A 26,919-nucleotide genomic window follows, 5' to 3' on the forward strand; every position below is an offset into this window, starting at 1 on the left:
GGGTCTTTCGGTCATGTTGCATCGCCGCGCCTATTCGTCATTGGAAAACGTCAGTTCGGCGACAAGGTCGTAAATATCGCTTCGATAATAGGATCTGGTCATTTCAATCACGCGACCGGCGGCATCGAACCCGGTACGCAAAATGGTCAGCGCCGGCGAGCCGGAGGGCACGCCCAGAAGGTCCGCCTGCTCATCGTTCAGGACACAGGCCGTGATGCGTTCATTTGCGCGTTCAGGCCGGATACCGCGTTCGGCAAGGGCCGCATAAAGCGAAGGCCCGACGGCCTCCGGCGCATCCATGATATCGCCGGGCAGGGATGTATGCTCCAGCGCCATCGGCCGGTTGCTGCCGAAACGGATGCGGCTGAGGCGGGCGACCTCTGTGCCCGGGGCAATGCCGAACGTGTCCGCTTCCTCCGGCGAAGCGGGAAACAGCCCCCGCTCCAGCCAGCGCGAACGCGGCTTGAGGCCGCGCGCCATCATGTCTTCGGTGAAGGATGTCAAACGTTTGAGCGGTTGCTCGATACGATCGATCGGCAAGGCAACAAAGGTTCCCGCCCCATGACGGCGGGTCAGCACACCCTCGCTTGTCAGTTCGGCAATCGCACGGCGGACGGTCACCCGGCTGACGCCGAGCAGTTCGGCCAGATCACGCTCCGGCGGCAGCGCCGCGCCGCTTTCCAGATCGCCACGCGCGATTACCGTCGCAATGGCTGCTTTCAGGCGTCTGTAGAGTGGGCCATCGCCCGCAAGGTCGATATCCTTGAACGGTTCCTGCATATTCATGCCATGTCCTGTCCGGCATTGCCCTCCACGATAAAAGATACCAATCAAATACCAAATTACAAGACCTTTGCGACAAGGCAAGTGCGCGATAATCGGAAAATCAAAGCGCCTGCAACCTTGCACAAGGCTTGCCCCGAGGCCCGATTACGGATCAAATACAGCGACAGAAACCGGTAAAAATACATGCAGCTTCAGGCGATTATCTATTTCAACGAACTGGTGCGCTCGCGCTCGATCCGGCAGGCGGCCGAAGCGCTCGGGGTCTCACCCATGGCCGTCAGCCGCCAGCTTGAAAATCTCGAATCCTATTTCGATGCCCCGCTGGTGGAGCGCGGCGCGCGCGGGATCGTCCTGACTGCGGCAGGCACCCTGCTGGCGGAACGGACGCTTGCCGTGATCCGCGATCTCGAAAGCGCCCGGCAGGTGATTGACGATCTGCGCGGCCTGAAGGCCGGTCACGTTTCGCTGCATGTCAACGGCGCTGTGATCAGCGCAATCCTGGCGCCGGCCCTTGCCGAATTCTATGCGCTTTATCCCGCAATCTCGATTGCCGTGACCGTCTGTTCGGCAGAGGCTGCAATCCGCGCTGTTGCCGCAGGCGAGACCGATCTGGCGGTCACGATGTTCTCCCCGCCGGACATACAGACCGAAACGCTGTTCGAACTGCCGGTTCTGCACGAGCCTGTCATGGCCCCGGACCATCCGCTGGCGGCCAACGACACGATCACGCCCGAAGCAATCCGCGAACATGCGGTTGCCATGCCCGACCGGGCCTTCAGCATTCGCCGCGATTTCGACGCCCGCCAGCGCGTGGCCGGTTTCGAGCCGATGGCGGCGGCCTTCGAAACCTCGTCGCTGGAGCTGCAGAAGGAACTGGCGCGCAGCGGGGCGGCGGTGCTGATCCTGCCGGCCATGACCGTTGCCCGCGAAATCCGAGAAAAGGCCCTGACCGTCCGGCCATTCGAGAAAAAAAGCGAGATCGCCACCGATATTCGCCTGATCAGGACGGCAGGCCCGACCCCGACCTTTGCCGCCAGCCAGCTTGCGGAATTCTTAAAGACCTTCCTGTCCAGGTCCTGCCCAACCGGGTGACTGCAATATTCAGTGAAACGATTATCGTTACACTGAATTCTTTTTATTTATTAACAGTTTACACTCAAGTATCTATCACGGTATAGACCGTCCGGTTCTCTTCATTGGAAAGGTCTTCTCCGACATGACCAGATATCCCGGCAAAGCCGCCCGCACCATTATTGCAGCCGCCGCCCTGACCGGCCTCATTACCGTTTCATCGGCTGCCGCCGAGGCGCGCAACGATCTGGTGATCGGCATGGGCATCGAGCCCACCGGCCTCGACCCGACAGCCGCCGCGCCGGTGGCCATCGGCCAGGTGGTCTGGCAAAACCTGTTTGAAGGCCTTGTCGCCATTACCGAGGCAGGCGAAATCGTCCCCCAGCTGGCCACCGGCTGGACCATTTCCGATGACGGACTGACCTACACTTTCGATCTACGCGAGGGTGTCACCTTCCAGAATGGCGCGGCCTTTAACGCCGAAACCGCGAAGTTTTCAATCGACCGGATCATCGCCGACGATTCCATCAATCCGCAAAAGGCGCTCTACAGCGCCATTGAGAGCGTTGAAGCGCCGGATGACGGCACGTTGGTGCTGCACCTTTCGCAGCCGGCCTATGACCTGCTCTACTGGCTTGGCTTTCCCGCCGCCGTGATGGTGGAGCCGCAAAGCGAACCGACAAACGCCACCGACCCGGTCGGCACCGGCCCGTTCGCCTTTTCCGAATGGCGCAAGGGCAATCAGGTCACGCTCGCCGCCTATCCGGACTACTGGGGCGAGAAGCCGGCGCTTGAAAACATCACCTTCCGTTTCATCGCCGATCCGCAGGCCCAGGCCGCGGCACTCAATGCCGGCGGTGTCGACGCCATTCCCGAATTCGGTGCGCCCGAACTGGTCAGCCAGTTCGAGACCAAGAAAGACTTCGCCGTCGTTCCCGGCACCACCGGCATGGAAGTGGTTGCCGGCATGAACAATGCCGAACCGCCCTTTGACGATCGCCGCGTGCGCCAGGCCCTGATGATGATGATCGACCGGCAGGCGATCGTGGATGCCGCCAATTCAGGTTTCGGCACGCCGATCGGCAGCCATTTCTCGCCATCGGACGCCGGATATGAGGACCTGACCGGCGTTCTGCCCTACGACCCGGAAGCCGCAAAAGCGCTTCTTGCCGAAGCGGGTTATCCGGACGGATTTTCCTTCACCATGAAGGTGCCGAACCGGGCCTATGCCGAGCGCGCGGCGGAAATCATACAGGCCTATTTCGCACAGGGCGGCGTCACGGCAACGATCGAGACCTCGGAGTTTCCCGCAACCTGGATCCAGGACGTGTTCAAGGACACCAATTACGACATGACCATTATCGGCCATGCCGAACCGCTCGATATCAGCATCTATGCCCGCCACCCCTATTACTTCAACTATGACAATGCCGATTTTGACGCCACCATGGCTGCAATCGCCAGGGCGACAAGTGAAAACGAACGGCTTGACGGCTACAGGCAGGCGCAGGACATTCTGGCCGAGGACGTACCGGCGCTGTTTCTCTATGCCTGGCCGAAGATCGGCATCTGGAAGGCCGGTCTTGAGGGCATGTGGACCAATGAACCGGTGCCCTCCAACGATGTCACCGAAGCCCGCTGGAGCGACTAGACTTGGCGCGAGCCGCATATCACAAGGCACACAAGGGCGGGGCGCCGGCGCGGCTGGCGCGCCGTTTCGCGTTTCTGGTCGCAAGCCTGCTGGCCGTTTCCTTCGTCATCTTTTCGGTGATGGCGGCTGTGCCGGGCGATCCGGCGGAGATCATGCTGGGCACATCGGCCGCTCCCGATACACTGGCCGCACTGCGCCATCAGCTTGGCCTCGATCAACCGTTTCTCCTGCGCTATATCGGCTGGCTGGGCGGGGTTCTGACGGGGGATTTCGGCACCTCCTACACCTATTCCACCCCGGTCGGCACGCTGATTGCCGAACGTCTGGCCGTCACTCTGCCGCTTGCAGGGCTTGCCATTCTCCTTTCGGTGACAATCGCGCTGCCGCTGGGCGTTCTGGCGGCGGCCCGGCCCAACGGCCCGGTTGACCTATTTGCTGCGCTGTTTGCCCAGATCGGCATTGCGGTGCCCAATTTCTGGATCGGCCTTCTGCTCATCCTCGCCGTGGCGCTCACCTTCGGCTGGTTTCCCGCCGGCGGGTTTCCGGACTGGGAAAGCGGTTTTCTGACAGCCCTCAATGCACTTGCGCTTCCCGCCATTGCCCTTGCCATTCCGCAGGCCGCGGTGCTGACCCGCGTCACCCGCACCGCCGTCATCGAAATCGCAACCGAGGATTTCGTGCGCACGGCCCGCGCCAAGGGGGCAACGCCCGCCTATGCGCTCTGGCGCCACGTGGTGCCGAATGCGCTGATCCCGGTCGTGACCATGCTGGGCATGCAGATCTCCGTGCTGGTTGCCGGCACGGTGCTGGTCGAAAACGTGTTCACCCTGCCGGGTATGGGCACGCTTGCCTATCAGGCGCTTGCCCAGCGGGACCTGATCGTGGTGCAGAATGTCGCTCTGCTGTTCGCCGTCATCGTCATGGGCCTGAACTTCATTGTCGATGCGCTTTATGCCGTCATCGATCCGAGGTTGAGACGATGAAACGCCTGCCCCTTTCCCTTATGATCGGCGGCGCGATCACGGCCCTGTTTGTTATCGCCGCGGTCGTCAGCCGGTTCTGGACGCCGGCGGACCCGACCATGATCAACATTCCGGCCCGCCTGAAGCAGCCGGGACCGGGCGGCCTTCTGGGGGCCGACCAGTTCGGCCGCGACGAAGCCTCGATGATCATGGCGGGCGCCTGGACTTCGCTCGGCATTGCCTTTTCAGGCGTTCTTACCGGCGGCGCGTTCGGCACGGTTCTCGGCACGGCGGCAGCGGCCTCGCGCGGGCGTTTCGAGGCGGTGACGATGCGGGTCAACGACGTGATCTTTGCGTTTCCGCCGGTGCTGTCGGCCCTTCTGCTGGCCGCCGTTCTCGGTGGCGGGCCGGTCACCACAATCACCGCGATCGCGTTGTTCATGGTGCCGGTATTTGCCCGGGTGACACGGGGGGCGGCGCTGCAGATCGGCGCGCGCGATTACATCCTCGCTGCCCGCATGGCCGGAAAATCCGGCCCCCGGATCACGTTCGAACATGTGCTGCCCAACATCGCTGCGCAGATCATCGTGCAGTTTGCGATCCAGACCGGGCTTGCGATCCTGACGGAGGCGGGGCTTTCCTTTCTCGGTCTGGGCGTTTCTCCGCCCACGCCCTCCTGGGGCCGGATGCTGGCCGAGGCCCAGACCTATCTTTCCGCCGCGCCGCATCTCGTGTTTGCGCCCGGCCTTGCAATCTGCCTTGCCGTGCTCGGACTGAACCTCTTGGGCGACGGGCTGCGCGACCTCACCGATCCGCGCCGGAGGCAGCGCCGATGATGCTTGAAATCGACAATCTCAGGATCAGCTTCAAGGGTGAAAACGCCGGAAAAACCGTGCTCCACGGCATCAGTCTTTCGCTGGCGCGCGGCGAAACGCTGGGCATTGTCGGCGAAAGCGGCTCCGGCAAGTCGATGCTGGCGCTGGCCACAATCGGGCTTTTGCCCGGCGATGCGACGGCCACCGGCATAATCCGCCTTGACGGCGAAAACCTGATCGGGCTTTGCGAACGTGAAATGAGTGCAATCCGGGGCGCACGGATCGGCATGATCTTTCAGGAACCGATGACCGCGCTCAACCCGGCGATGACAGTTGGAAAACAGATCGCAGAGGCCCTGCGGCTTCACCGCGCGATTTCGCGCGCAGACGCAAGGCGTGAAGCATTGCGGCTGATGGCGATGGTCAGGATCGCACGGGCGGAAGACAGAATAAATTCCTATCCGCATGAGCTTTCCGGTGGCGAACGCCAGCGGATCGGCATCGCCATCGCGCTTGCCCTGAAGCCGGACCTTCTGATTGCCGATGAGCCGACAACCGCGCTCGACGTCACCGTTCAGGCAGAAATCCTCGACATCCTCGACACGCTGGTGCGCGACCTCGATATCGGCCTGATGCTGATTTCCCACGACATCGGTGTGATTGCGCAGATGGCCGACCGGATGCTGGTGATGCATGACGGTCTTGCGATGGAAACCGGGGCGACGGAAGATGTGATCCGCCGCCCGGCCCATGCCTATACCAAACGGCTGCTTTCATCGCTGCCCCGACGGGCGCGCGCCGGACTGGAGGGCATGTCATGACCCCGCTGCTGACCGCCGAAAACCTTTCCCGCCATTACCACGCCGACGGCCCGGCCGCCCTCGACGGGGTCTCGCTCAGCCTTCAGCCCGGCGAAATTCTCGGCATTGTCGGTGAGAGCGGATCGGGAAAATCCACCCTCGCCCGGCTGATCATGGCGCTCGACCGGCCGACATCGGGGACCGTGCTCTTCGAAGGCCAAAGCCTCACCGCGCTTTTCGAACGGCGTTTGCGCCGCCTGCGCCGTCATTTCCAGATGGTGTTTCAGGACCCATACGGCTCGCTCGATCCGCGCCACACGGTCGGGCGGATCATCGGCGAACCGCTTCATCTGGAAGAAAACCCGCCGCGCGGCGCACAACGGCGAGCACGGATCGCAGCGCTTCTGGAAGAAGTCGGCCTCGATCCCGCCGATATCGACCGCTACCCGCATCAGTTTTCCGGCGGCCAGCGCCAGCGCATCGCCATTGCCCGCGCGCTGATTACCCGTCCGAAACTGCTGGTGGCCGACGAGCCGACCTCCGCGCTGGACGTCACGGTTCAGGCCCAGATCCTGAAACTTCTTCTTTCGATGCGCGCGGTCCACGGCGTCTCGATCGTGCTGATTACCCACAACATTGCCGTCGTCGATGAAATCTGCGACCGGGTGGCCGTGATGCAGGCCGGCAATATTGTCGAGGAAGGCCCGGTCCACACGGTCCTCAATGCACCGCGTGAAGCCTATACCAGGCGTCTTCTGGCTGCCGAACCGACCCTTTCGGGCGGCCTCCGGCGTCGACGGCAAAAGCACGAGCCGAACGGATAAGGGCCCGGTCCGGTTTCCCGGCCGGGCCCTCATATCACGGTTTTACGAAAACCGCGGGAGAGACAGTCTTCCGCAAGGCCGCATCATGCAACCTTGCGTCATTTCTCAGTATGTGGGACGCCGCCGCACCGGAGACAAGAAGAATGAAGAATTTGTCATTTTCGGCAGACGGTTTCATACCATGCCGCCTGCAAAAATGCCGCCGACCCAGTCAAGAAAGACCCGAAGCCGCGGCGCTGTCTGCCTGTTTTGCGGATAAAGGGCGGTAAGCGGGGTCGGCGGCGGCGGAAAATCCGCGAGAATTTCCACCATCCGGCCCGCCTTGAGATCCTCGGCAAAGTGATAGCGCGGCGCCTGCACCAGCCCGAAGCCAAGACGCGCAAGCGCGATGGCGGTTCCGGAATCATTTGCCGTGACCCGGCATGGCAGGCTGATGAAACGGGTTTTGCCGCCTTCAATCAGTTCCAGCGGCATGACATCGCCGGTGCGCGAAGAAATGAACCCGACGGCAATGTGACCGTCAAGATCGTCAGGCGTTTCGGGCCGTCCGTATTGTTCAACATAGTCCGGGCTCGCACAGGTCACCTCATCGAGATGTCCGAGGCGACGGGCAATCAGCGTGCTGTCGTCCAGCTCACCGGCGCGAATGGCGCAGTCGACCCCTTCGCGCACCAGATCGGCATAGCGATCACCCTGACCGAACTGTATCCGCAGCCCCGGATAGCGCTTCAGAAAATCCGGCAGGGCGGGCAGCAGAAACGTCCGCGTCAGATAGGGATGCGCCTCGATACGCAGCAGACCTTCAGGGTTTCCGGTCTTAAAGGCGCTTTCGGCTTCCTCGACCTCGGCGAGGATAGCAATGCAGCGCCGGTAAAACGCAGCACCATCCGGCGTTGTCCGCACATGCCGCGTGGTGCGCTCCAGAAGCCGGACGCCAAGATCGGCCTCAAGCGCCTTGATCGCCTCCGTCGCGGTGGAACGCCCAAGAGCGAGGTCGTTCGCCGCAGCCGAAAAACTGCCGCGTTCCACGACACGGGTGAAAAGCTGCATACGGTCCAGTCGATCCATGGCCAATTGTTCCAGATTTCCGAATTATCATGTCGTTTATCAGGAGATTATTTCTTATGGAAGGCAGCTTATCTTGCCGTCATCGCAGAATGAAAGGAAACAGCCATGACCGACAGCAAGACAGCAATCATCACCGGCGCATCGCGCGGTATCGGCGCGGAAATCGCCAAAAGGCTGGCGAAAGACGGTATCGAGGTGATCGTCAACTATGCAAGCAACGCCACTGCCGCGGACGAGGTGGTTGCCGCCATTACCGGCGACGGCGGAAAGGCGGTCGCGGTTCAGGCCGATATCAGCACGACAGCCGGTGTAAAGGCGCTTTTCGATACGGCGGAAGCGACCTATGGCAAAGCCGATATTCTCATCAACAATGGCGGCATTCTGCAGCTTTCACCGCTCAAGGATTTCAACGACGAAACCTTCGAACGCGAGGTCGCCGTCAATTTCGGCGGCGCCTTCAGGGGCATGCGCGAGGCAGCCAACCGGCTTGCCGACGGCGGCAGCATCGTCAATTTTTCAACCAGTGTCGTCGGCCTCAAGCTGCCATCCTACGGCGTCTATGCCGCAACCAAGGCCGCGGTTGAAACCATGACCCATATCGCGGCGAAGGAGCTGGCGTCGCACAATATCACCGTCAACGCCGTTGCCCCCGGCCCGGTCGCAACGGAACTGTTTCTCACCGGCAAAAGCGAGGAACTGATTGCGCGGCTCACCGGCATGATCCCGGCAGGCCGCCTTGGCGAACCGGACGATATCGCCGACGTCGTCGCCTTTCTGGTGAGCGATGCCGCGCGCTACGTCACCGGCCAGGTGCTGCGCGTCAATGGCGGCATGGTCTGAGAAAAAAGGCCCGAAACAACGTAGTGTTTGTTTCGGGCCTTTATACCAATCAGTTGCTGGCGAGATAGCCGCCGTCGACCGGCAGGCTGACGCCGGTGATGAACGATGCCTTGTCGGAAAGCAGGAAAGCGGCGGCCGCGCCGACCTCCTCCGGTTCGCCGAGGCGCTGGATTGCCTGCGGCTCCGTAATCAGCTTCAGGAATTCTTCCGATGATCCTTCAAGCAGTTTGGACTTGATGGCATTGGGCAGGATCGCGTTGACGCGGATGCCATCTGCACCGCCTTCAACGGCACCGGTCTTGGTAAACCCGATAATGCCGTGCTTGGAGGCGGAATAAATTCCTGCCGTTGCAAGCCCGGTCATGCCGGCGACCGAGGATATATTCAGGATCGCGCCACCCTTGCCCTGTTCACGGAACACCTTCATGGCCTCGCGCATGACCCGGAAGACGCTTTTCAGGTTGATATCCATAGCAAGATCATAGGTCTTGTCGTCGCTTTCCGCGATTTCGCCCTTCGGGCCGATACCGGCATTGTTGACCACAAAATCGAGATGACCATCCAGTGCGCGGGTCTTTTCAAACAGGGCGTCGATGTCGGCTGAAGATGTGACGTCGGCGGCCACGAAAACCGCCTTGCCGCCGGCTTTTGTGATTTCCTCGACAACCGCCTCGCCTTCCTTTTCGGAAGCGGCCAGATCGCTGACGACCACATGCGCACCCTCGGCCGCCAGTTCCAGCGCGATCCCGCGCCCGATGCCGTTTGCAGCCCCGGTTACAAACCCGGTTTTTCCGTCCATGATGCCAGACATGACATGACTCCCTGTTTCATTTGTTTCCGTTTCCTAATCTAATGATTAGACAAATGAAAACAATGGGAAAGCGCAATTCTGGAAACCGACAGGAACGCCTTTCAGCAAAAGGAAACGTCGCTGAAACACAAAGGCCCCGACGGTTTCCCGTCAGGGCCTTTGTGTTTTTAAGCGTTTGTCTCAGTCCCGCTGCCGACGCGCCGGGAACAGGATGACGTCGCGGATCGACGGGCCGTCGGTCAGAAGCATGATCAGGCGGTCGATGCCGATCCCGAGACCGCCGGCCGGCGGCATGCCGTGGTCCATGGCGTTGAGGAAGTCGTCGTCGAGCTGTTTTTCCAGCTCTCCGCGGGCGTGCGCCTGTTCCAGCTGTTCGACCATGCGGCGGCGCTGCTCGACCGGGTCGTTCAGCTCGGAGAACGCATTGCCGAGTTCCCAGCCGTTGACATAGGTCTCGAAACGCTCAACCAGACGCGGCTCGCCGGGCACTTCCTTGGCAAAGGGTGAAATATCCTTCGGGAAATGGGTGACATGCGAGGGCTGGATCAGGCTTGCCTCGACCTTTTCCTCGAAAATGAAGGCCAGGCATTCGCCCCAGGTCCAGTCGTCCTCGATTTCGAAGCCGGCTGCCTTCGCTGCCGCACGCGCTTCCTCATCCGTCGCAATTGACAGGAAATCGATGCCGGTTGCTTCCTTGACCGCATCGGGCATCGGCACGCGCTTGAACGGGCCCTTGAAGTCCAGTTCCTTGTCGCCGAACTTCACCGTTGTGGCGTCATGCAGGGTCATGGCGAGCGTTTCGAACATGCGTTCGACAATGCCCATCATGTCCTCGTAATCGGCATAGGCCCAGTAGCATTCCATCATCGTGAATTCGGGATTATGCCGGGTCGAAACGCCTTCGTTGCGGAAGTTGCGGTTGACCTCGAACACCTTGTCGGTGAGGCCGGACACCAGAATCCGCTTCAGGTAAAGTTCCGGCGCGATCCTGAGATACATGTCGATGTCGAGCGCATTGTGATGCGTCTTGAACGGATCGGCCGATGCACCGCCATAGATGGCCTGCAGCATCGGCGTCTCGACTTCCATGAAGCCTTCGCCTTCCAGAAAACGGCGAATGCCGGACAGGATCTTCGAGCGCTGCATGAAGCGCAGCTTCGAGTCTTCATTGCTCATGATGTCGAGGTAGCGCTGGCGATAGCGCGTCTCGATATCGGCCAGCCCGTGATATTTTTCGGGCATCGGCTTCAGCGCCTTGGTGAGCATGGTGATCTCATGCGCGTTGATCGTCAGTTCGCCGCGCTTGGTGCGGCGCACTACGCCGGTCACACCGACGATATCGGCAAGATCGACCAGCGACCAGAGTTCACGCACTTCTTCCGGCGTGGTGTCCTTGTGCGAAAAAATCTGGATCTTGCCGGAAGCATCGCGCAGGTCCACGAACATGCCGGAATTGCGCATCGAATAGACCCGGCCGGCAACGGTGACGACATCCTCGGTCACGGTATCGTCGGGCAGGTCGGCATATTTTTCCGCCAGTTCGGCATTGGTGATCGTGCGGTGGAAATGGGCGGGGTAAACATCGCCGATCTTCTCACGCAGGATTTCAAGCTTCTGGGCGCGCACTTCCGTGGCGTCGGAGGAAAGGGCCTGTTCTTCGGTCTTCTTGTTCATCTTACTTACCTGCTTCCTCTGCAACCATGCCCGCAACCACGCCTTCGGCGACCTTCAGCCGCTGGCGCACCACGGCACGGCCAAGAACGGCCATGGAATCAAACAGCGGCAGCGAGCGCGACGAGCCGGACATGGCGACAAATAGCGGCGCGACGACGATGCGCAGCTTCTTGTCCATGTCCTCGGAAAGCTGACGCAGCGCGCCCTCGACGGTTTCGGCATTCCATTCGACCAGCTTTTCCAGCACCGGCTGGACGGCTTTCAGAATTTCGAGGATTTCCGCCGGATTGGTCTTCTTGATCTTGGCAAAGGCCTGCGGCTCCGGCACCATGTCGGACGCCAGCAGGAAGCCCATCAGGCCGGGCAGTTCGCCAAGCTTGCCGATGCGGCTTTGCGACAGCTTCAGGCCGTCCTTCAGCCGGGCATTTTCCGATGCCCAGGCGGCGACGCGGAGAATAAAATCCTCTTCGGACAGTTTTTCGCGGATGAAACGGCCGTTCAGCCATTCAAGCTTCTGCGTGTCGAAGACGGCGCCGGCCTTGTTGAGATTGTCGGCATCGAACTGCTCGATCAGTTCGGCCATATCCATCAACTCCTCGCCCTCGGCGATCTGGATGAAGAACAGGCCGAGGAAGTTCATCAGCGCTTCCGGCAGGAAACCGAGCGCCGAATAATAGGAGATCGAGGTCGGGTTTTTCCGCTTCGACAGCTTCGACTTGTCGGGGTTCTTCATCAAGGGCAGATGGAAGAACTGCGGCGGCTCCAGCCCGAGATAGCGATAAAGCAGGATGTGCTTGGGCACAGAGGCCAGCCATTCCTCGCCGCGCGCCACATGGGTGATCTTCATCAGATGGTCGTCTACGACATTGGCCATATGGTAGGTCGGCATGCCGTCGCCCTTGAGGATGACCTGCATGTCGACGGCATCCCACGGGATTTCGACATCGCCGTAAACGCCATCGGTGAACTTGCAGGCGCCCTCTTCCGGGATTTTCATGCGGATCACGTGCGGCTCGCCGGCGTCGATGCGGCTCTTCACCTCTTCCGCCTTCAGATGCATGCACAGCCCGTCATATTTCGGCGCGCGGCCTTCGGCGCGCTGACCGGCGCGCATCAGCTCCAGACGCTCCGGCGTGCAGAAGCACGGGAAGGCGTGGCCGTCTTCAACCAGCTTGTCGACGAAGGGACGGTAGATGTCCTTGCGGTCGGACTGGCGGTAAGGCCCGTAGGGACCGCCGACATCCGGGCCTTCCGCCCACTCCACGCCGCACCATTTGAGCGCGTCGAGAACGTTTTTCTCGAACTCGGGCGTCGAGCGGGTGGCATCGGTATCCTCGATACGCAGGATAAAGGTGCCGCCCATCTTCTTGGCGTAGAGATAGTTGAACAGTGCCGTATAGGCTGTGCCGACATGCGGTTCGCCGGTAGGCGAAGGCGCAATGCGCAGGCGGGGGCCGGTTGTCGTCATTATCATCGTCCATGCTGCCGGCCGGATCGCGTTTATCGTGAAGCAATGCACCCGGCCGAAAGAGTTTTTCGAATGCTGAATTTCATTGTCGGCCGCCGGGCATAGTTCACCCGTGATCGAGGGCGGCTCTTCTGGCCTGCCTTAGGCCATATTCAACCCGTGGCGTCAAGCGCCAAGCCTTAATGGCCCGACCCGGAAGCGTCTGCAGCCGGATTTTCGCCCGCCATCGCCCGATCCAGCCGTCTTTTGCGGCGCGCCAGCATGTTGAGCAGTTCGACAAGACCGGAAAAGGTCATCGCCGCATAGACATAGCCCTTGGGCACATGAAAGCCGAGCCCGTCGGCAATCAGCGTGGTGCCGATCATCAGCAGGAAGGCAAGCGCCAGCATCACGATCGTCGGGTTTGCCTCGATGAAACGGGCAAGCGGACCCGAGGCCACCAGCATCAGCGTTACCGCGACGATAACGGCGATCACCATGATCGGCAGATGGTCGGTCATGCCGACGGCGGTGATGATGCTGTCGATGGAAAACACCAGATCGAGCAGCAGGATCTGGAAGATCGCAGCGGTAAAGCCGGTCTTGACGGCACCGCCCACCAGTTCGCCGGGATGCTCCTCAGGATCGACATTGTGGTGGATTTCCTTGGTCGCCTTCCAAACCAGAAACAGGCCGCCGGCAATCAGGATGATATCCTTCCATGAAAACCCATGGCCGAAAGCCTCAAACAGCGGCGTCGTCAGCTGAACGATCCAGGCCACCGTTCCCAGAAGCAAGAGCCTGAGCACCAGCGCCAGCCCGAGCCCGATACGCCGGGCATTGCGCCGCTGGCTTTCCGGTAGTTTGTTGGTGAGGATCGAGATGAAGACCAGGTTGTCGATGCCGAGCACGACCTCCATGATGATCAGGGTGACAAGTGCCGCCCAGGCTTCGGGCAGAGTTGCCAGAGCAATCAGATCGGTCAATGCGGTCTCCTCTTATGCCCGGCAGGGGCGTTGTCTCGGGGTCGGCGCGGTTCATCGCCTGGCGCTGCATTCAAAACCTATAGCCACAAATCGTTGCCTGCACCATCAACGCCATTGCGCGATCCCGGTTCCCACGAGAGCGCTTCAGGGCGCGCGGGTTGACAGGGCGGCATACGAGGCGCATTAGCAATCCTGCAAATCGAACTCTTCAGTTCGAAATAAGATCAGTCCGTTCATTCGCCGAACATCCTCCCATGTTCAGCACAGAAAGGCCTTTCAGTATGAGCACCGAAAACGAGGGCAATCACGCTGGCTCCGCAGGCCAACCGGCGCAGAAGTCTGGTGGCGCGCGCAGGATCGTCTTTGCCGTCATCGGCCTTGCCATCATCGCCGGCGCCGGCTGGTTCGGCTATCAATGGTGGACCGAGGGCCGCTTCATCGTTTCCACCGATGACGCCTATATCGAAGGCGATATCGCGACGATTTCGCCGAAGGTTTCCGGCTATGTCGAAAGCGTCGAAGTGGCGAACAACCAGCGCGTCAAAAAGGGCGACCTTCTGGTCAAGATCGACGATGGCGATTACCAGAATGCGCTGTCACAGGCCGAAGCCCAGCTCAACGCCCAGAATGTCGCGCTGAAAGCAACGGAGGCGCAGATTGCCGGCGCCAAGGCTTCGCTTTCCCAGGCCAAGGCCAACCGCGCCGCGCTCGATCCGCAGATCGAAAACGCCAAAAGCGCCTTTGAGCGCGCCACGACGCTGAAGGACAAGGGCGCGGCAACGGTCGCGGCTTTCGATGACGCCAAGGCCCAGGTGGACCAACTCAAGGCACAGGTCGAAGCCGCCAATGCCGCAATCGAGGTTGCCCGGTCGAATATCACCACCGCCCAGGCACAGCTTGCACAGCAGCAGGCCGCCCTGAAGGAACGTCAACTCGCCATCGATCTCGCCAAACGCAATCTCTCCTTCACCGAAATCAAGGCGCCGTTCGATGGCGTCTTCGGCAACAGGAATGTTCAGGTCGGCGATCTGGTTTCCTCTGGCACCCGCCTCGGTGCGCTGGTACCAACGGAAGACCTTTATGTCGTGGCCAACTTCAAGGAAACCGACCTTGACCGTCTGGGCATCGGCGAAAGCGTTCATGTGAGCGTCGACGCATTCGAGGATGATGATTTCACCGGCAAGGTCGTGTCGTTCTCACCCGCCTCGGGCGCGGTTTTCGCGCTGCTGCCGCCGCAAAATGCGACCGGCAATTTCACCAAGGTGGTCCAGCGCATTCCGGTACATATCTCGATACCGCAGGACATGCTCGACAAGGGCTATCTGAAGGCCGGGCTTTCGGTGACCGCAAGAGCCGACAGCCGCACGGCGCCGGACGGCACGCTCGGCAAGGTCGTCACCGACAAACACTGACAAAGGCCGTCGACCAACCGTGCCTTCCCACCGGACAGCCAAGCCATGACAGAGACTGCCGAAAGCAAAGACCATAGCGGGGAAGTACCTGCCGGAGCCCCGGCAGTGCCCTCCGATCATGTCAGCGGTCGCACCTGGGCGGCCTTCATTGTCATGGCCTTCGGCATGTTCATGGCGATCCTCGACATCCAGATCGTCGCTTCCGCACTGACAGACATTCAGGCCGGCATCTCAGCCAGCGCCGACGAGATCGCCTGGGTCCAGACCTCATACCTGATTGCCGAAGTGATCATGATCCCGCTGTCGGGCATTCTGGCGCGGATCTTTTCCACGCGCGTGGTGTTCTCCGTTTCAGCAGCAGCATTCACGGCCTGCAGCGCGTTGTGCGCGACAGCCACCTCGATCGACCAGATGATCATCTACCGGGCGCTGCAGGGCTTCATGTCGGGCGGCATGGTGCCGGCCGTCTTTGCCGTGGCGTTTACCGCCTTTCCGCCGTCCAAACGCTCAACCGTGATACCGGTTGTCGGCCTCGTGGCAACCATGGCGCCGACCATCGGCCCGACCGTCGGCGGCTATCTCGTCGATGCCTTTTCCTGGCACTGGCTGTTTCTCGTCAATGTCGTGCCCGGCATTCTGGTCGCAATCGGCGCCTGGCTGCTGATCGATTTCGACCGACCCGACTATTCGATCATGAAGCATTTCGATTGGATCGGCCTCATCGCCATGGCGCTGTTTCTGGGATCGCTCGAATATTTCCTCGAAGAAGGCAATATCGAGGGCTGGTTTCAGGCCGACGTCATCCGCTACGCCTTCGTGGTGATGGTGATCGCCGGCATCGCGTTCTTCTACCGCTCCTTTACCAGCCGCTATCCGGTGGTCGAACTCAGGGCCTTCGGCAATTTCAACTTCGCCGTCGGCTCGATCTTCTCGTTTTCGCTGGGCATCGGGCTTTACGGCCTCGTCTATCTGTTCCCGCTCTATATGGCCCGTATCCGCGGCTATGATGCGCTGATGATCGGCGAGACGATGTTCGTGACCGGCGCTTTCATGATGGCGACAGCGCCCTTTGCCGGCATGCTGCAGAACAAGCTCGATCCGCGTGTGATGATGGGCATCGGTCTCGGCCTGTTCGCACTGTGCACCTGGCAGATGACCCACATCACCGCCGAATGGGACTACTGGGAACTGTTCTGGCCGCAAGCCGGGCGCGGGGTGGCGCTGATGATCTCGATGATCCCGGTCTCCAACATCGCGCTTGGCACGCTGCCGCAGGAAGACGTCAAGAATGCCTCCGGCCTGTTCAACCTGACCCGCAATCTCGGCGGCGCGGTCGGTCTTGCAATCATCAACACGCTTTTGAGCCGCCGCGACGATTTCCACTATGATCGTCTCGCCGAAACCGTGGATGCGGCAAGCCGCACGACACAGGAATGGGTCGGAACACTCAGCGGGCTTTATTCCAGCCACGGTCTCGACGGTGAAAAGGCGGCTCTGCTGCAACTGGGCCAGATGGTCTCTCAACAGGCCTGGCTGCTGGCCTTCATCGATGTCTTCGTGCTGCTGACAGTGCTGTTTTCCTTCCTGACCATTTGCAGCTTTCTGGTGCGCAAGCCGCAGGAGGGCGCTGGCGGCGGCGGCGGCCACTGAGGTTTCGGAAAAAAGGTCAGGCGCGGGCGGCGTATCCGCTCAAAAACAGCGCAACGGCATTATCCGCCATTTCAACAAGTTCCGCCTCGCTCGGCGGAGCTTCCATCAGGCCGAAAAGACGGCGCTTCCACAAATGCCCGGTGGAAAGCTCGAGAAGCTGGATGGCGGCAAGGCGCGGATCTTCGGCCCGAAGCTCGCCGAGTCGGGTCCGCTCGGCAACGAAATCGCTTACCGTATCCACCAGATTGTCGGGATGATCACCGAAAAACGAACGCACGAGTTCGGGAAAACGCTCGGCAACCCCGATGGCAATGCGCATCGCCTTGACCGTCTCCTCGCAGGTCATGCCGGAGGCAAGGCGTATCGAAAAGCGCTTCAGGATGTCCTCGACGGGGCCTTCGGCATTCAGCGTGGCGCGCAGATCCTCGAAAATCACCTGCTTGGCTTCGAGGATGATGGTCTGGAACAGTTCGCCCTTGTTTTCAAAATAGACGTAGATCGTGCCTTTTGAAACGCCTGCCGCCCGGGTGATATCGTTCATGCTGGCAGCATCGAAGCCGACATTCATGAACACCTGCCGGGCGCCCTCCAGTATCTGCTGCCGCTTGGCCGGGTCCTCGCCGGCCGCATGCCGCCCCATGCGCCGCAACGCATGCCGTTTCGGCTCATCGCGCCGACAGAACCTGCTTTTCGAAGTTGCAAAACCCATTTCAACCCACTCGCCGGCGCACCGAAAGAAATGCGCCGTCAGCCTTTCACGTTTCCCCTAGGGATACGCTGAGGCCCGGCGCATTTCAATCAATTAGTGAACTGTCCGGTTCGATTGAACCTCAATCGTCGCGGACATCCTGCGGTGTATAGACGTAGGGTGTCGAGCAGAATTCGCAGGTCACCGTGATCTTGCCGTCTTCGGTGCTGTCGTCGATTTCCTCGGCGGTGAAGCCCTTGAGCACGCCCAGAATACGCTCCCGCGAACAGCTGCAGCGGTCATAGACCTCCTGCGCCGGATAAACCGTCACACCGCGTTCGTGGAACAGGCGGTAGAGCAGGCGTTCGGCGCCCACTTCCGGATCGGTCATCTCATCGAGGTCGATGGTTTCGACAAGGGCCTGCGCCTCCGTCCACGCGTCGTCGGGCGCATGGGAAAGTTGGCCGTCATCGCCATCGCCGCCGTGAAGATCGGGCTGGCGCATGCGGTCGGGCTCTTCCGGCAGGAACTGGGCGACCAGACCACCGGCCCGCCAGCGTTCGCGCGGCTGCCCGTCTTCGTCACGATCCAGCAGTTTGGCGACGCCAAGCCGGACGGCCGTCGGGATCTGCTCCGACTGCCGGAAATAACCCATGGCGATATCTTCAAGCGAGCTGCCGTCGAGCTGTACGATGCCCTGATAGGGCTGCATATAACTGCCCTGATCGATGGTGAAGGCAAGAACGCCGCTGCCGAGCAGTTGCTCGGGCGCGGCCATACCGGCCGTCACGGCAGCCCGCAATGCCTCGTCATTGAAACGGGCATAGCCCCTGAGTGCATCCGGCGTCGAGAAATCGGCAACCAGCAGGTCGACAGGGCCGTCGCTCTTGGTCTGAACGGTGAACTTGCCCTCAAACTTCAGCGATGTCCCGATCAGCGCCGTCAGCACCACCACTTCGGCAAGCAGCCGGGCAACGGGTTCGGGATATTCATGGCGCGTCAGGATGGCGTCAAGCAGCGGCCCGAGCTGGACCGTGCGGCCGCGCACATCGAGCGCATCCACCTGGAAGGGCACAACCATGTCATCTCCGGCGAAACCGAGTTCGCCGAGTTGCTTTTCCAAATCCTGCATAATCTGTCTCCTTCGCCCCGTTTCAGGGGGCGGCCGGTGGCTCAGTCGATTGCGCCGAGGCACCAGGCCAGTACGGATTTCTGGGCGTGAAGCCGGTTTTCGGCCTCATCGAACACGACCGATTGCGGCCCGTCCATCACCTCGTCAGTCACTTCCTCGCCGCGATGCGCCGGCAGGCAGTGCATGAAGATCGCATCATCATTGGCACGCGCCATCAGATCGGCGTTGACCTGGAAAGGCTGGAACACATTGTGTCCGCGCGCCTTGTGTTCTTGGTTCATCGAGACCCAGGTATCGGTCACCACGCAATCGACACCCGCAACCGCATCCTCGGCACTTTCGAAGAAGGTCACTTCAGCACCTTCCTTGCGCGCCCAGTCGACAAAGCGGCTTTCCGGTTCCGAACCCGGCGGCACGGCGATGTTCATGCGGTATTTGAACCGCGCCGCCCCTTCGAGGAAGGAATGCAGCACATTGTTGCCGTCACCGGTCCAGGCAATGGTCTTGCCGGCCACCGGCCCCAGATGCTCCTCGAAGGTCTGCAGATCGGCCATGATCTGGCAGGGATGGGTGGCATCGGTCAGCCCGTTGATCACCGGCACGCTCGCATACTCGGCCAGTTCCAGAAGCCGCGAATGGTCGGTGGTGCGGATCATGATCGCATCGACATAACGCGACAGCACCCGGGCGGTATCGCCGATGGTTTCGGCGCGGCCAAGCTGCATGTCCTTGCCGGACAGCACCAGCGTATCGCCGCCAAGCTGACGCATGCCGATATCGAACGACACCCGGGTGCGCGTCGACGGTTTTTCGAAGATCATCGCCAGCACCTTGCCGGCCAGCGGCTTGTCGGCGGTGCCCGCCTTCTGCGCGGTCTTGCGCGTGGCCGCGTGATCAAGGATATCCCGCAGCGCGGTTGCCGAAACGGCGGAGAGATCGAGAAAATGTCTCGGAGAGGACATGGAACTACTCTTTCTAATGCTTTAGGCGGACCGGGCGGGCGAAACGGACAGTTTCGCTGCAGCGCGCGAAAGCCGCGCAAGGCCTTCCCGGACTTCTTCGTCACTGACGGTGAGCGGCGGCAGCATGCGCACGACATTGTCGCCGGCGGGAACCGAGAGCAGTTTCTCGTCACGCATCGCTTCGGCCAGCGCGCCGGCCGGCACCTTGGCCTTGACGCCGACCATCAGGCCCTCGCCGCGGATCTCCTCGATCACATCGGGATAGCTGTCTTTCAGTTCGGCAAGGCCCTGGCGGAATAAAAGCCCCATCTGCCGAACATGCTCGAGAAACCCGTCTTCCAGGACCACATCGAGAACCGCATTACCGACGGCCATGGCCAGCGGATTGCCGCCGAATGTCGTGCCATGCACGCCGGGCACCATGCCGGATGCGGCTTCGTCGGTAGCAAGGCATGCGCCGACGGGAAAACCGCCGCCTATACCCTTGGCAATCGCCATGATATCCGGGGCAACGCCGGTCTGCTCATAGGCAAACAGGGTTCCCGTCCGTCCGACGCCGGTCTGCACCTCGTCGAAAATCAGCAGCAGGCCCTGTTCATCGCAAAGGGTGCGCAGAGCCTGAAGGAAGGCCTTGTCGACCGGGCGAACACCGCCCTCCCCCTGGATCGGCTCGATCAGGAGTGCGGCCGTGGTTTCACTGACCGTCTCCTTCAGAAGATCGATATCGCCGGGCGGGATCTGGACGAACCCCGGTGCCTTCGGTCCGAAACCTTCCATGTATTTCGCCTGCCCGCCGGCGGCGATCGTTGCCAGCGTACGGCCGTGGAACGCTCCCTCGAAGGAGATGATGTCGATCCTTTCGGGGTTTCCCTTGGCAAAATGATAGCGCCGCGCGGTCTTGATCGCGGTTTCAAGCGCCTCCGCACCCGAATTGTTGAAGAACACCTTGTCGGCGAAAGTGGCCTCGGTCAGCCGTTCGGCAAGCCTTTCCTGGCCCGAGACCTGATAGAGGTTCGAGACATGCCAGAGCTTTTCGGCCTGATCCTTCAGCGCGTCCACCAGATGCGGATGGGCGTGACCAAGCGAATTGACGGCAACGCCGGCGGCAAAATCGAGATATCGCTCGCCCCTGTCCGTGACAAGCCAGACGCCTTCGCCGCGCTCGAACCGGAGCGGTATTCTGGCGAAGGTGTTGAACAGCGGCGATGTTCCGGACATGATGATTAAACTCCCGGCAAGGAAAGATGCCAGCCTTTTGGGTCTGTGGCGGTTGTTAAAATTAAAAATGCCGCCTCGAGCGGCGGCTGGCCGTATATTGTCATCTCCAACCTCAATGTCAACAAATGCAGTGCAGCGCAGCACATTGCTGCGGGCGGCATATGACAAATGCGAAAAACACCAAGTTGGGGAAAACCCCGAAAAAGGATTCCGGCGATTCGCTGTCGCCTTGCCACGATAGTGCCATCGGCCTAACTTACGTCCAACAGAATACTGCAGGCGGCGGATCTGATTACCCGGATTGGCGACACTTTCCTGTTTCGGAGACATTCCGGAGCATGGTGGTTGATTCCGCCCGCAAACAGCCGGAGACAAGGCATGAGCTGGACAGACGAGCGTGTTGAAAAACTCAAACAACTCTGGTCCGAAGGGCTGAGCGCGAGCCAGATCGCCAATCAGCTCGGCGGCGTGAGCCGGAACGCGGTCATCGGCAAGGTGCACCGTCTGGCCCTGCCCGGACGCGCCAAGAGCGGCGGAAGCGCGCCTTCTGCGGCAACCCGCGCAACGGCCCGCAACACGACACCGCCGCGCGCACCGAATTTCGCGTCTCGCGCGGGCGGCCGCAAGCCGTCGGACACCCCCGTATCCACATCGACCGGCAGCGCTCCGCGCACTGCAGGCGCGACCGCGCTGAAACAGGAAGTCGTTGCCGAAGCGGAAGCCGCCCCGGAACAGAAGACCGCGCCCGACAACAATGTCGTGCCGATCATGCGCAAGATCGCGCTGACCGATCTGACCGAGCAGACCTGCAAATGGCCGGTCGGCGACCCGACCCAGGAAGACTTCTATTTCTGCGGCTGCGAGTCCCCGGAAAACAGCCCTTACTGCAAATACCACGCAAAGCTTGCCTATCAGCCGGTCAGCGAACGGCGCCGGGCCAGCTGATCAGCGCTCGCTGAACAGGCAATACGAAAAGACCCTCATGGCAACGCCCTGAGGGTCTTTTTTTTATCCGATATGCGGCTGCCCCGACACTCAGGCCGCACGGCGCAGCGGCTTGGCCCGGGCCGACGGTGCGCGAACACCGCTGGCGACGAGAACGCCGGCAGCACCGGCAAGCCATCCCTCTTCAAGCTCAAGGCCGAGAAAACGCCGGCGCTCGAACGGGCCGGGCATGACGAGCTGCTCTGCCTTGTCGGCAGAAAAGCCGAAGCGCTGGTAGTATTCCGGGTCGCCGACCAGCAGGATTGCGCCATGGCCACGGGCCTCAGCGGCTGCAATCGCTGCCCGCATCAAAGCCGAACCGACGCCCATGCCGCCAGCAGCAGGGTCAACGGCGAGCGGGCCAAGCAGCAGCGCCGAAACCGCGCGGCCGGACGCATCGACACCGGCATCAACATGCCAGAGCCGGACAGTGCCGATCAGCACGCCGTTATGATCGCGCGCAACGAGGGCCAGACCTTCGGCCGGCAGCCGGTTGCGGCGCAGCTTTTCCGACGATTTTTTCCGGCGCATCGGCCCCATGGCGCGATCGAGCAGGTTTTCACGCGCGATGACGTCGAAAGCGGCCTCTTCACAGATCGTGAAAGCCGGCGCATCAGCGAAAACGACATTGTCCTGAAAGAAAGGGGCCATCAGCCAAATCCCCCAAAAAATCAGCCTCAAGGACCGGCAGCGGCAGCCGCGCCGGCATGATACCGGGACTGCGGCCGCAGGGAGGGCCGCAGTCCCACTTCACACCCATCATCTGAAGGTCTTCAGATCACGTAGGACTTGAGTGGTTCGAAGCCGTTGAAGGCCACGGAAGCATAGGTCGTGGTATAGGCACCCGTACCCTCGATCAGAACCTCGTCACCGATCGTCAGCGTGATCGGCAGCGGATACATGTTCTTCTCGTACATCACGTCGGCACTGTCGCAGGTCGGACCGGCCAGAACGCAGGGCTCCATCTCGTCGCCGTCGCGCTCGGTGCGGATCGGGTAGCGGATCGCCTCGTCCATGGTTTCGGCGAGACCGCCGAATTTGCCGATATCGAGGAACACCCAGCGATGCGCGTCCTCATCCGACTTCTTGGAAACCAGAACGACTTCCGACTTGATGACGCCGGCATTGCCGACCATGCCGCGACCGGGCTCGATGATCGTCTTCGGCAACTGGTTGCCGAAATGACGCGACAGCGCTGCGAAGATCGCCTGGCCGTAGGCTTCAGCCGTCGGCACATCGCGCAGATACTTGGTCGGGAAACCGCCGCCCATGTTGACCATCTGCAGATAGATGCCCTGCTTGGCCAGCTGTGCGAAAACCCGCTTTGCGTCTGCAAGCGCCGCATCCCAGGCTTCGAGCTTGGTCATCTGCGAGCCGACATGGAAGGAAACGCCGTAGCTTTCCAGACCCAGCTGATGGGCATAGACCAGCACATCGACAGCCATCGGCGGAACGCAGCCGAACTTGCGCGACAGCGGCCATTCGGCGCCTTCGCCATCGGTCAGAACGCGGCAGAACACCTTGGCGCCGGGGGCGGCGCGGGCGATCTTTTCGACTTCCTCATGGCAATCGACAGCAAAAAGGTTGACGCCGAGCGCATGAGCGCGGGCAATATCGCGCTCCTTTTTGATGGTGTTTCCATAGGAAATACGCTCGGCGCCAGCGCCGGCCTCCAGGACCATTTCGATTTCGGCGACGGAGGCGCAATCGAAGTTGGATCCGAGACTGGCGAGAAGCTCAAGGATTTGCGGCGCGGGATTGGCCTTGACCGCATAGTAGATGGCGCTATCGGGCAGCGCGCGGCGGAATGCGGTGTAGTTGTCGCGCACGACTTCGCGATCGACAACCAGGCAAGGGCCTTCGGGACGGCGGGTCTTGAAGAATTCCGCGATACGTTCGGTGGTCATGGTAACCCCCTTCTTTCGAAGCAATGACCCTGACGCTAGGGTCGACAAAGGGCGCATCGACCCGCGCACGAACCCGGCCGGTGGAGACCCCGGGGACCGTTTGCGGCGACCGCTCAAGTTTGAACAAGCCCGTTCAGGGACTCGTCCGGCTTTGTCTGCCTTGGATTGGAGGGATATCCCAACCGCACTTCCGGCAATGATGGTATGTGCCTCTTTAGTACCCCGGCTGTTGGAGAGCCGGGAGACACCAGAAAGGCCCGCACCGTCGTTGCTTCAAGATGTCCTCGCTTGACCGGTTGGCCGGGGAAGCGACTGGAGGGGTTAATTCCAGGTACCTTACCGAGTTCCTCACCATTCGAGGGTTCGGCGGACACCCACAGGCACGCGCGACTTTGGGCAAGCGGACAGATATGCAAAACCCACTTGAAAATCAAGTGGGCGGACCCCAAAATCCTCCTGCAATCGATCGCATTCGTGCTATCTGTTTGACAAAACTCAAACAAAATTTTCCGCCAGCCAACAGGAGCGGTTATGGACACCTTGACGCGAATGCGTGCCTTTATCGATGTGGTCGAAGCCGAGGGGTTTTCGGCCGCCGCCCGCAAGACCGGGCGTTCGAAGGCGCTGTTATCAAAATATGTGCGCGAACTCGAAGACGATCTCGGCGTCCTGCTGTTGAACCGAACCACACGGCAGTTTTCCCTGACGGAGGCCGGCCACATCTATTTCCGCCGCGCAGCCGATATCGTTCAGGAGGTCGACAACCTCTCCGACGCGGTGCGCGCCAACAATACCGACCTGCGCGGCAGGCTTCGCGTTTCGGTGCCCCGCACCTTTGTCGATGCCCCGGCCGGCCAGTCGCTGATCGATTTTGCCACAGCCCACAGCGACCTGACATTGGAGATCGTTGCCGAGGACCGTTTCGTCGATCTGGTCGAGGAGGGCTATGATGTCGCGGTGCGCATTACCACGCTCGAGGACTCGACCATGATCGCGCGCAAGCTTGCCGACTCGATCAACCGGGTCTGCGCCTCGCCTGCGTTTATCGCCAGTCTGGACAAGCCGCTCGAAAAGCCGGCGGATATTGCCCACCTTCCGGTGATCATCGACACCAACCCGAAAGCCTTCAACACCATGCGGTTCCAGAACCCGGAAGACGGCACCGCCTTCAGCGTGCCGATCCAGGGACCGATCGAGGTCAATTCGCCGATGGTCACCATGCGTGCGGCCTTGTCCGGTCTCGGTATCGCCCTGCTGCCGGATTTTGTCGCCCGCCGGGCGATCGACAGCGGCGAACTGGTGCCGCTCTTCGATGAATACCGCCCGCAACATTCCGGCATTTATGCGGTTTTTCCCCACAGACGCTATCTTCCGGTAAAGGTCCGCTCCTTCGTCGATTTTCTGTCGCAATGGTTCAGGCAAAACGACTATCAAAAAAATCAGTAAGCACGTTTCTGACTCAATCATCATTTATGGACGAAACGGTCAACACCGCGGACCGGGGGAAGCGAATTGAAATTGAAAGCCGCGTTTTACGGCCTCTTGCTTGCCGCAGGGACTGCAGCCCCTGCGTTTGCGCATCCGCATGTATTCGTCGATGCCCGGCTTGAGGTGGTCGCCGATGACGACGGCAATGTCACAGCGCTGCAGAATGTCTGGCGTTTCGACGAATTCTTCTCCTCCTCCGTCATTCTCGACTACGACGCCAATCTCGACAATCAGCTGACCGGCGACGAGCTGACCGATATCGGCGAAACCGTGCGCCAGTCGCTTGCCGAATACAATTACTACACCCAGATCACCGCCGATGGCGAGGACGTGAAGCTTGCCAAGCCCGATGTCATTCATGCCGATATGGTCGACGGGCAATTGCTGCTGTTTTTTGCCGCAAGGCCTGAAAATCCGCTACCGCTGTCGGGCCATCTGACCTTCGGCGTCTATGATCCGACGATGTACACCGCAATCGATTTCCGCAACGATAGCGACCTGGTGACCCAGGGCGACGCCTTCGACAAATGCACGAAAACCGTGCTGCGGCCGGATGCGGACGAAATTCTTTCGGAAAACGCCAACAGTCTGACCGACGCGTTCTTCAACGACCCGACCGACATGAGCAAGCTGTTCGCCACCAAGCTGGATATAACATGCGACTAGCCCGTCCCCTCCTCGCCACGCTTTTTATGGTCCTCGCCTTTGTCGCCGGCGCCAAATTTGCTGCCGCCCAGTCCCCGCTCGGCATCGGCGCGTCGGAACCATCATTCTCCTCCTCCATCGGCCCGCTGCAAAGCGTGCTGATAACCGTAAACCACTACCAGCAGCAGTTTTACCGAGCGCTGACTGCAGCGTTGAAGGCGATGCAGGACGATCCTTTCAAGATGCTGGGGCTGGTGGGGCTTTCCTTTGCCTATGGCGTGTTTCACGCCGCCGGACCCGGCCATGGCAAGGCGGTGATTTCGTCCTACATGATCGCCAACGAGACAGAGTTGAAACGCGGGATTTTGATTTCGCTGCTGTCGTCATTGGCACAGGGGATCATGGCCATACTTCTGGTGGGAACGGCCTATCTTCTGCTGCGCGGCACCGCCGTTTCCATGGGCGACGCCACGCTGTTCATGGAGCGGGCAAGCTTTCTGCTGATCGCAGGCTTCGGCGCCTGGCTGGTGTTCACCAAGTCACGCCCGCTGTTTTCAGGCGGGCACGCCCATGCAGCCGTTGCCGCAGGACCGGCCGGCGAACACCATCATGCCCATGATCATGCGGCAGATGCCCATCATCATCATGCCCATGCTGAACACGATCACAGCCATCATGATCACCATGATCATGTTCACCACGACCATGTTCACGGGCCCGATTGCGGCTGTGGCCACGCGCACATGCCCGAGCCCTCGACGCTTGGCGGCAAGCGTTTCGACTGGAGAAGCGCCGGCGCGGCAATCCTCGCCATAGGCATGCGCCCCTGCTCCGGCGCCCTGATCGTGCTGACCTTCGCGCTGTTGAACGGCCTGATCCTCGGAGGCATCGCCTCGGTCTTCGCCATGGCGATCGGCACGGCGATCACCGTATCGGCACTCGCCATCATCGCCGTTTCCGCCAAGGGCCTTGCCGTGCGTCTTGCCGGCGACGGTTCGCACCGCGCCACCGTCATCGGCCGCACCATCGAAATCGGCGGTGCGGTTCTGGTCATGCTGATGGGGCTGACGCTGTTTGCCGCCTCGATGGCCGGCTGAC

At 60.9% G+C, this 26,919-nt stretch carries 25 protein-coding genes; 13 read left to right on the forward strand and 12 right to left on the reverse strand.

The features are described from left to right. Positions 1 to 30 precede the first annotated feature (30 nt). Entirely contained in the window at positions 31 to 786 is a 756-nt protein-coding gene (locus ABID12_RS12570) for a GntR family transcriptional regulator (protein WP_354434486.1), read from the reverse strand. Positions 787 to 969: 183 nt separating this feature from the next. Here ABID12_RS12570 and ABID12_RS12575 point away from each other — a divergent pair, with 183 nt between their 5' ends. The 6 genes from ABID12_RS12575 to ABID12_RS12600 all read left to right on the forward strand — a co-directional run bounded on the left by ABID12_RS12575 (position 970) and on the right by ABID12_RS12600 (position 6,909). Beyond that, on the forward strand, positions 970 to 1,878 hold the full coding sequence (locus ABID12_RS12575) for a LysR family transcriptional regulator (protein WP_354434487.1): 909 nt from the start codon (positions 970 to 972) through the stop codon (positions 1,876 to 1,878). Between the two features lie 124 nt (positions 1,879 to 2,002). Then, entirely contained in the window at positions 2,003 to 3,508 is a 1,506-nt protein-coding gene (locus ABID12_RS12580) for an ABC transporter substrate-binding protein (protein ID WP_354434488.1), read from the forward strand. A gap of 2 nt (positions 3,509 to 3,510) precedes the next feature. Then, on the forward strand, positions 3,511 to 4,491 hold the full coding sequence (locus tag ABID12_RS12585; protein WP_435528228.1) for an ABC transporter permease: 981 nt from the start codon (positions 3,511 to 3,513) through the stop codon (positions 4,489 to 4,491). After that, complete coding sequence (locus ABID12_RS12590; RefSeq protein WP_354434489.1) at positions 4,488 to 5,306, forward strand: ABC transporter permease; 819 nt, start codon at positions 4,488 to 4,490, stop codon at positions 5,304 to 5,306. The genes ABID12_RS12585 and ABID12_RS12590 overlap by 4 nt, the downstream gene beginning before the upstream one ends. After that, on the forward strand, positions 5,303 to 6,106 hold the full coding sequence (locus tag ABID12_RS12595; RefSeq protein WP_354434490.1) for an ATP-binding cassette domain-containing protein: 804 nt from the start codon (positions 5,303 to 5,305) through the stop codon (positions 6,104 to 6,106). Before ABID12_RS12590 ends, ABID12_RS12595 begins: the two co-directional genes overlap by 4 nt. Then, positions 6,103 to 6,909: an ABC transporter ATP-binding protein gene (locus ABID12_RS12600; RefSeq protein WP_354434491.1), complete on the forward strand. Its 807-nt coding sequence runs from the start codon at positions 6,103 to 6,105 to the stop codon at positions 6,907 to 6,909. Before ABID12_RS12595 ends, ABID12_RS12600 begins: the two co-directional genes overlap by 4 nt. A gap of 174 nt (positions 6,910 to 7,083) precedes the next feature. Here ABID12_RS12600 and ABID12_RS12605 read toward each other — a convergent pair whose 3' ends face one another. Next, entirely contained in the window at positions 7,084 to 7,977 is an 894-nt protein-coding gene (locus tag ABID12_RS12605; protein ID WP_354434492.1) for a LysR family transcriptional regulator, read from the reverse strand. A 105-nt stretch (positions 7,978 to 8,082) separates the two neighbouring features. Between ABID12_RS12605 and ABID12_RS12610 the strand changes: the two genes are divergently transcribed. After that, a complete protein-coding gene (locus tag ABID12_RS12610) occupies positions 8,083 to 8,817 on the forward strand; it encodes an SDR family oxidoreductase (RefSeq protein ID WP_354434493.1) in 735 nt (244 codons plus the stop codon). Between the two features lie 49 nt (positions 8,818 to 8,866). On the opposite strand, the gene ABID12_RS12615 is transcribed toward ABID12_RS12610, so the two are convergent. The 4 genes from ABID12_RS12615 to ABID12_RS12630 all read right to left on the reverse strand — a co-directional run bounded on the left by ABID12_RS12615 (position 8,867) and on the right by ABID12_RS12630 (position 13,735). Beyond that, positions 8,867 to 9,628, reverse strand: coding sequence for an SDR family NAD(P)-dependent oxidoreductase (locus ABID12_RS12615; RefSeq protein WP_319518949.1), 762 nt, complete (start codon positions 9,626 to 9,628; stop codon positions 8,867 to 8,869). A gap of 180 nt (positions 9,629 to 9,808) precedes the next feature. After that, the gene (gene lysS, locus ABID12_RS12620) at positions 9,809 to 11,302 is read right to left on the reverse strand and encodes a lysine--tRNA ligase (protein WP_354434494.1); all 1,494 of its coding nucleotides are present in this window, start codon (positions 11,300 to 11,302) and stop codon (positions 9,809 to 9,811) included. Between the two features lies 1 nt (position 11,303). Then, the gene (gene gltX / locus ABID12_RS12625) at positions 11,304 to 12,770 is read right to left on the reverse strand and encodes a glutamate--tRNA ligase (RefSeq protein WP_354434495.1); all 1,467 of its coding nucleotides are present in this window, start codon (positions 12,768 to 12,770) and stop codon (positions 11,304 to 11,306) included. Positions 12,771 to 12,949: 179 nt separating this feature from the next. Next, on the reverse strand, positions 12,950 to 13,735 hold the full coding sequence (locus ABID12_RS12630; RefSeq protein ID WP_354434496.1) for a TerC family protein: 786 nt from the start codon (positions 13,733 to 13,735) through the stop codon (positions 12,950 to 12,952). Positions 13,736 to 14,016: 281 nt separating this feature from the next. On the opposite strand from ABID12_RS12630, the gene ABID12_RS12635 reads away from it, so the two are divergent. Then, positions 14,017 to 15,147: an HlyD family secretion protein gene (locus tag ABID12_RS12635; protein ID WP_354434497.1), complete on the forward strand. Its 1,131-nt coding sequence runs from the start codon at positions 14,017 to 14,019 to the stop codon at positions 15,145 to 15,147. 45 nt (positions 15,148 to 15,192) lie between these two features. Next, complete coding sequence (locus ABID12_RS12640; RefSeq protein ID WP_435528229.1) at positions 15,193 to 16,797, forward strand: DHA2 family efflux MFS transporter permease subunit; 1,605 nt, start codon at positions 15,193 to 15,195, stop codon at positions 16,795 to 16,797. Between the two features lie 16 nt (positions 16,798 to 16,813). Here ABID12_RS12640 and ABID12_RS12645 read toward each other — a convergent pair whose 3' ends face one another. The 4 genes from ABID12_RS12645 to ABID12_RS12660 all read right to left on the reverse strand — a co-directional run bounded on the left by ABID12_RS12645 (position 16,814) and on the right by ABID12_RS12660 (position 20,797). Then, positions 16,814 to 17,506: a TetR/AcrR family transcriptional regulator gene (locus tag ABID12_RS12645; RefSeq protein ID WP_354434498.1), complete on the reverse strand. Its 693-nt coding sequence runs from the start codon at positions 17,504 to 17,506 to the stop codon at positions 16,814 to 16,816. Positions 17,507 to 17,627: 121 nt separating this feature from the next. Beyond that, complete coding sequence (locus ABID12_RS12650; protein WP_354434499.1) at positions 17,628 to 18,617, reverse strand: Hsp33 family molecular chaperone; 990 nt, start codon at positions 18,615 to 18,617, stop codon at positions 17,628 to 17,630. 41 nt (positions 18,618 to 18,658) lie between these two features. Continuing rightward, positions 18,659 to 19,579 (reverse strand): ornithine carbamoyltransferase, encoded by a 921-nt coding sequence (argF, locus tag ABID12_RS12655; protein WP_354434500.1) that lies wholly within the window; start codon positions 19,577 to 19,579, stop codon positions 18,659 to 18,661. A gap of 21 nt (positions 19,580 to 19,600) precedes the next feature. Further along, complete coding sequence (locus ABID12_RS12660) at positions 19,601 to 20,797, reverse strand: aspartate aminotransferase family protein (protein ID WP_106306497.1); 1,197 nt, start codon at positions 20,795 to 20,797, stop codon at positions 19,601 to 19,603. A gap of 378 nt (positions 20,798 to 21,175) precedes the next feature. Between ABID12_RS12660 and ABID12_RS12665 the strand changes: the two genes are divergently transcribed. Then, positions 21,176 to 21,742, forward strand: coding sequence for a GcrA family cell cycle regulator (locus tag ABID12_RS12665; protein WP_106306494.1), 567 nt, complete (start codon positions 21,176 to 21,178; stop codon positions 21,740 to 21,742). 90 nt (positions 21,743 to 21,832) lie between these two features. Here ABID12_RS12665 and ABID12_RS12670 read toward each other — a convergent pair whose 3' ends face one another. Together ABID12_RS12670 and odc2 are read right to left on the reverse strand one after the other, a co-directional pair. Further along, positions 21,833 to 22,432 carry a GNAT family N-acetyltransferase gene (locus ABID12_RS12670; protein ID WP_354434501.1) on the reverse strand — a complete coding sequence of 200 codons (600 nt, stop codon included), beginning with the start codon at positions 22,430 to 22,432 and terminating at the stop codon, positions 21,833 to 21,835. Between the two features lie 122 nt (positions 22,433 to 22,554). Then, positions 22,555 to 23,688 (reverse strand): ornithine/lysine decarboxylase, encoded by a 1,134-nt coding sequence (gene odc2, locus ABID12_RS12675; protein ID WP_319518942.1) that lies wholly within the window; start codon positions 23,686 to 23,688, stop codon positions 22,555 to 22,557. A 531-nt stretch (positions 23,689 to 24,219) separates the two neighbouring features. Here odc2 and ABID12_RS12680 point away from each other — a divergent pair. From ABID12_RS12680 to ABID12_RS12690, 3 genes are all read left to right on the forward strand, one after another. Then, complete coding sequence (locus ABID12_RS12680; protein ID WP_354434502.1) at positions 24,220 to 25,134, forward strand: LysR family transcriptional regulator; 915 nt, start codon at positions 24,220 to 24,222, stop codon at positions 25,132 to 25,134. Positions 25,135 to 25,200: 66 nt separating this feature from the next. Next, complete coding sequence (locus tag ABID12_RS12685) at positions 25,201 to 25,842, forward strand: DUF1007 family protein (RefSeq protein ID WP_435528230.1); 642 nt, start codon at positions 25,201 to 25,203, stop codon at positions 25,840 to 25,842. Beyond that, positions 25,833 to 26,918: a nickel/cobalt transporter gene (locus ABID12_RS12690; protein ID WP_354434503.1), complete on the forward strand. Its 1,086-nt coding sequence runs from the start codon at positions 25,833 to 25,835 to the stop codon at positions 26,916 to 26,918. Before ABID12_RS12685 ends, ABID12_RS12690 begins: the two co-directional genes overlap by 10 nt. Position 26,919 lies beyond the last annotated feature (1 nt).

It is taken from the genome of Martelella mangrovi, from assembly GCF_040545495.1.
GTDB classification, from domain to species: domain Bacteria; phylum Pseudomonadota; class Alphaproteobacteria; order Rhizobiales; family Rhizobiaceae; genus Martelella; species Martelella mangrovi.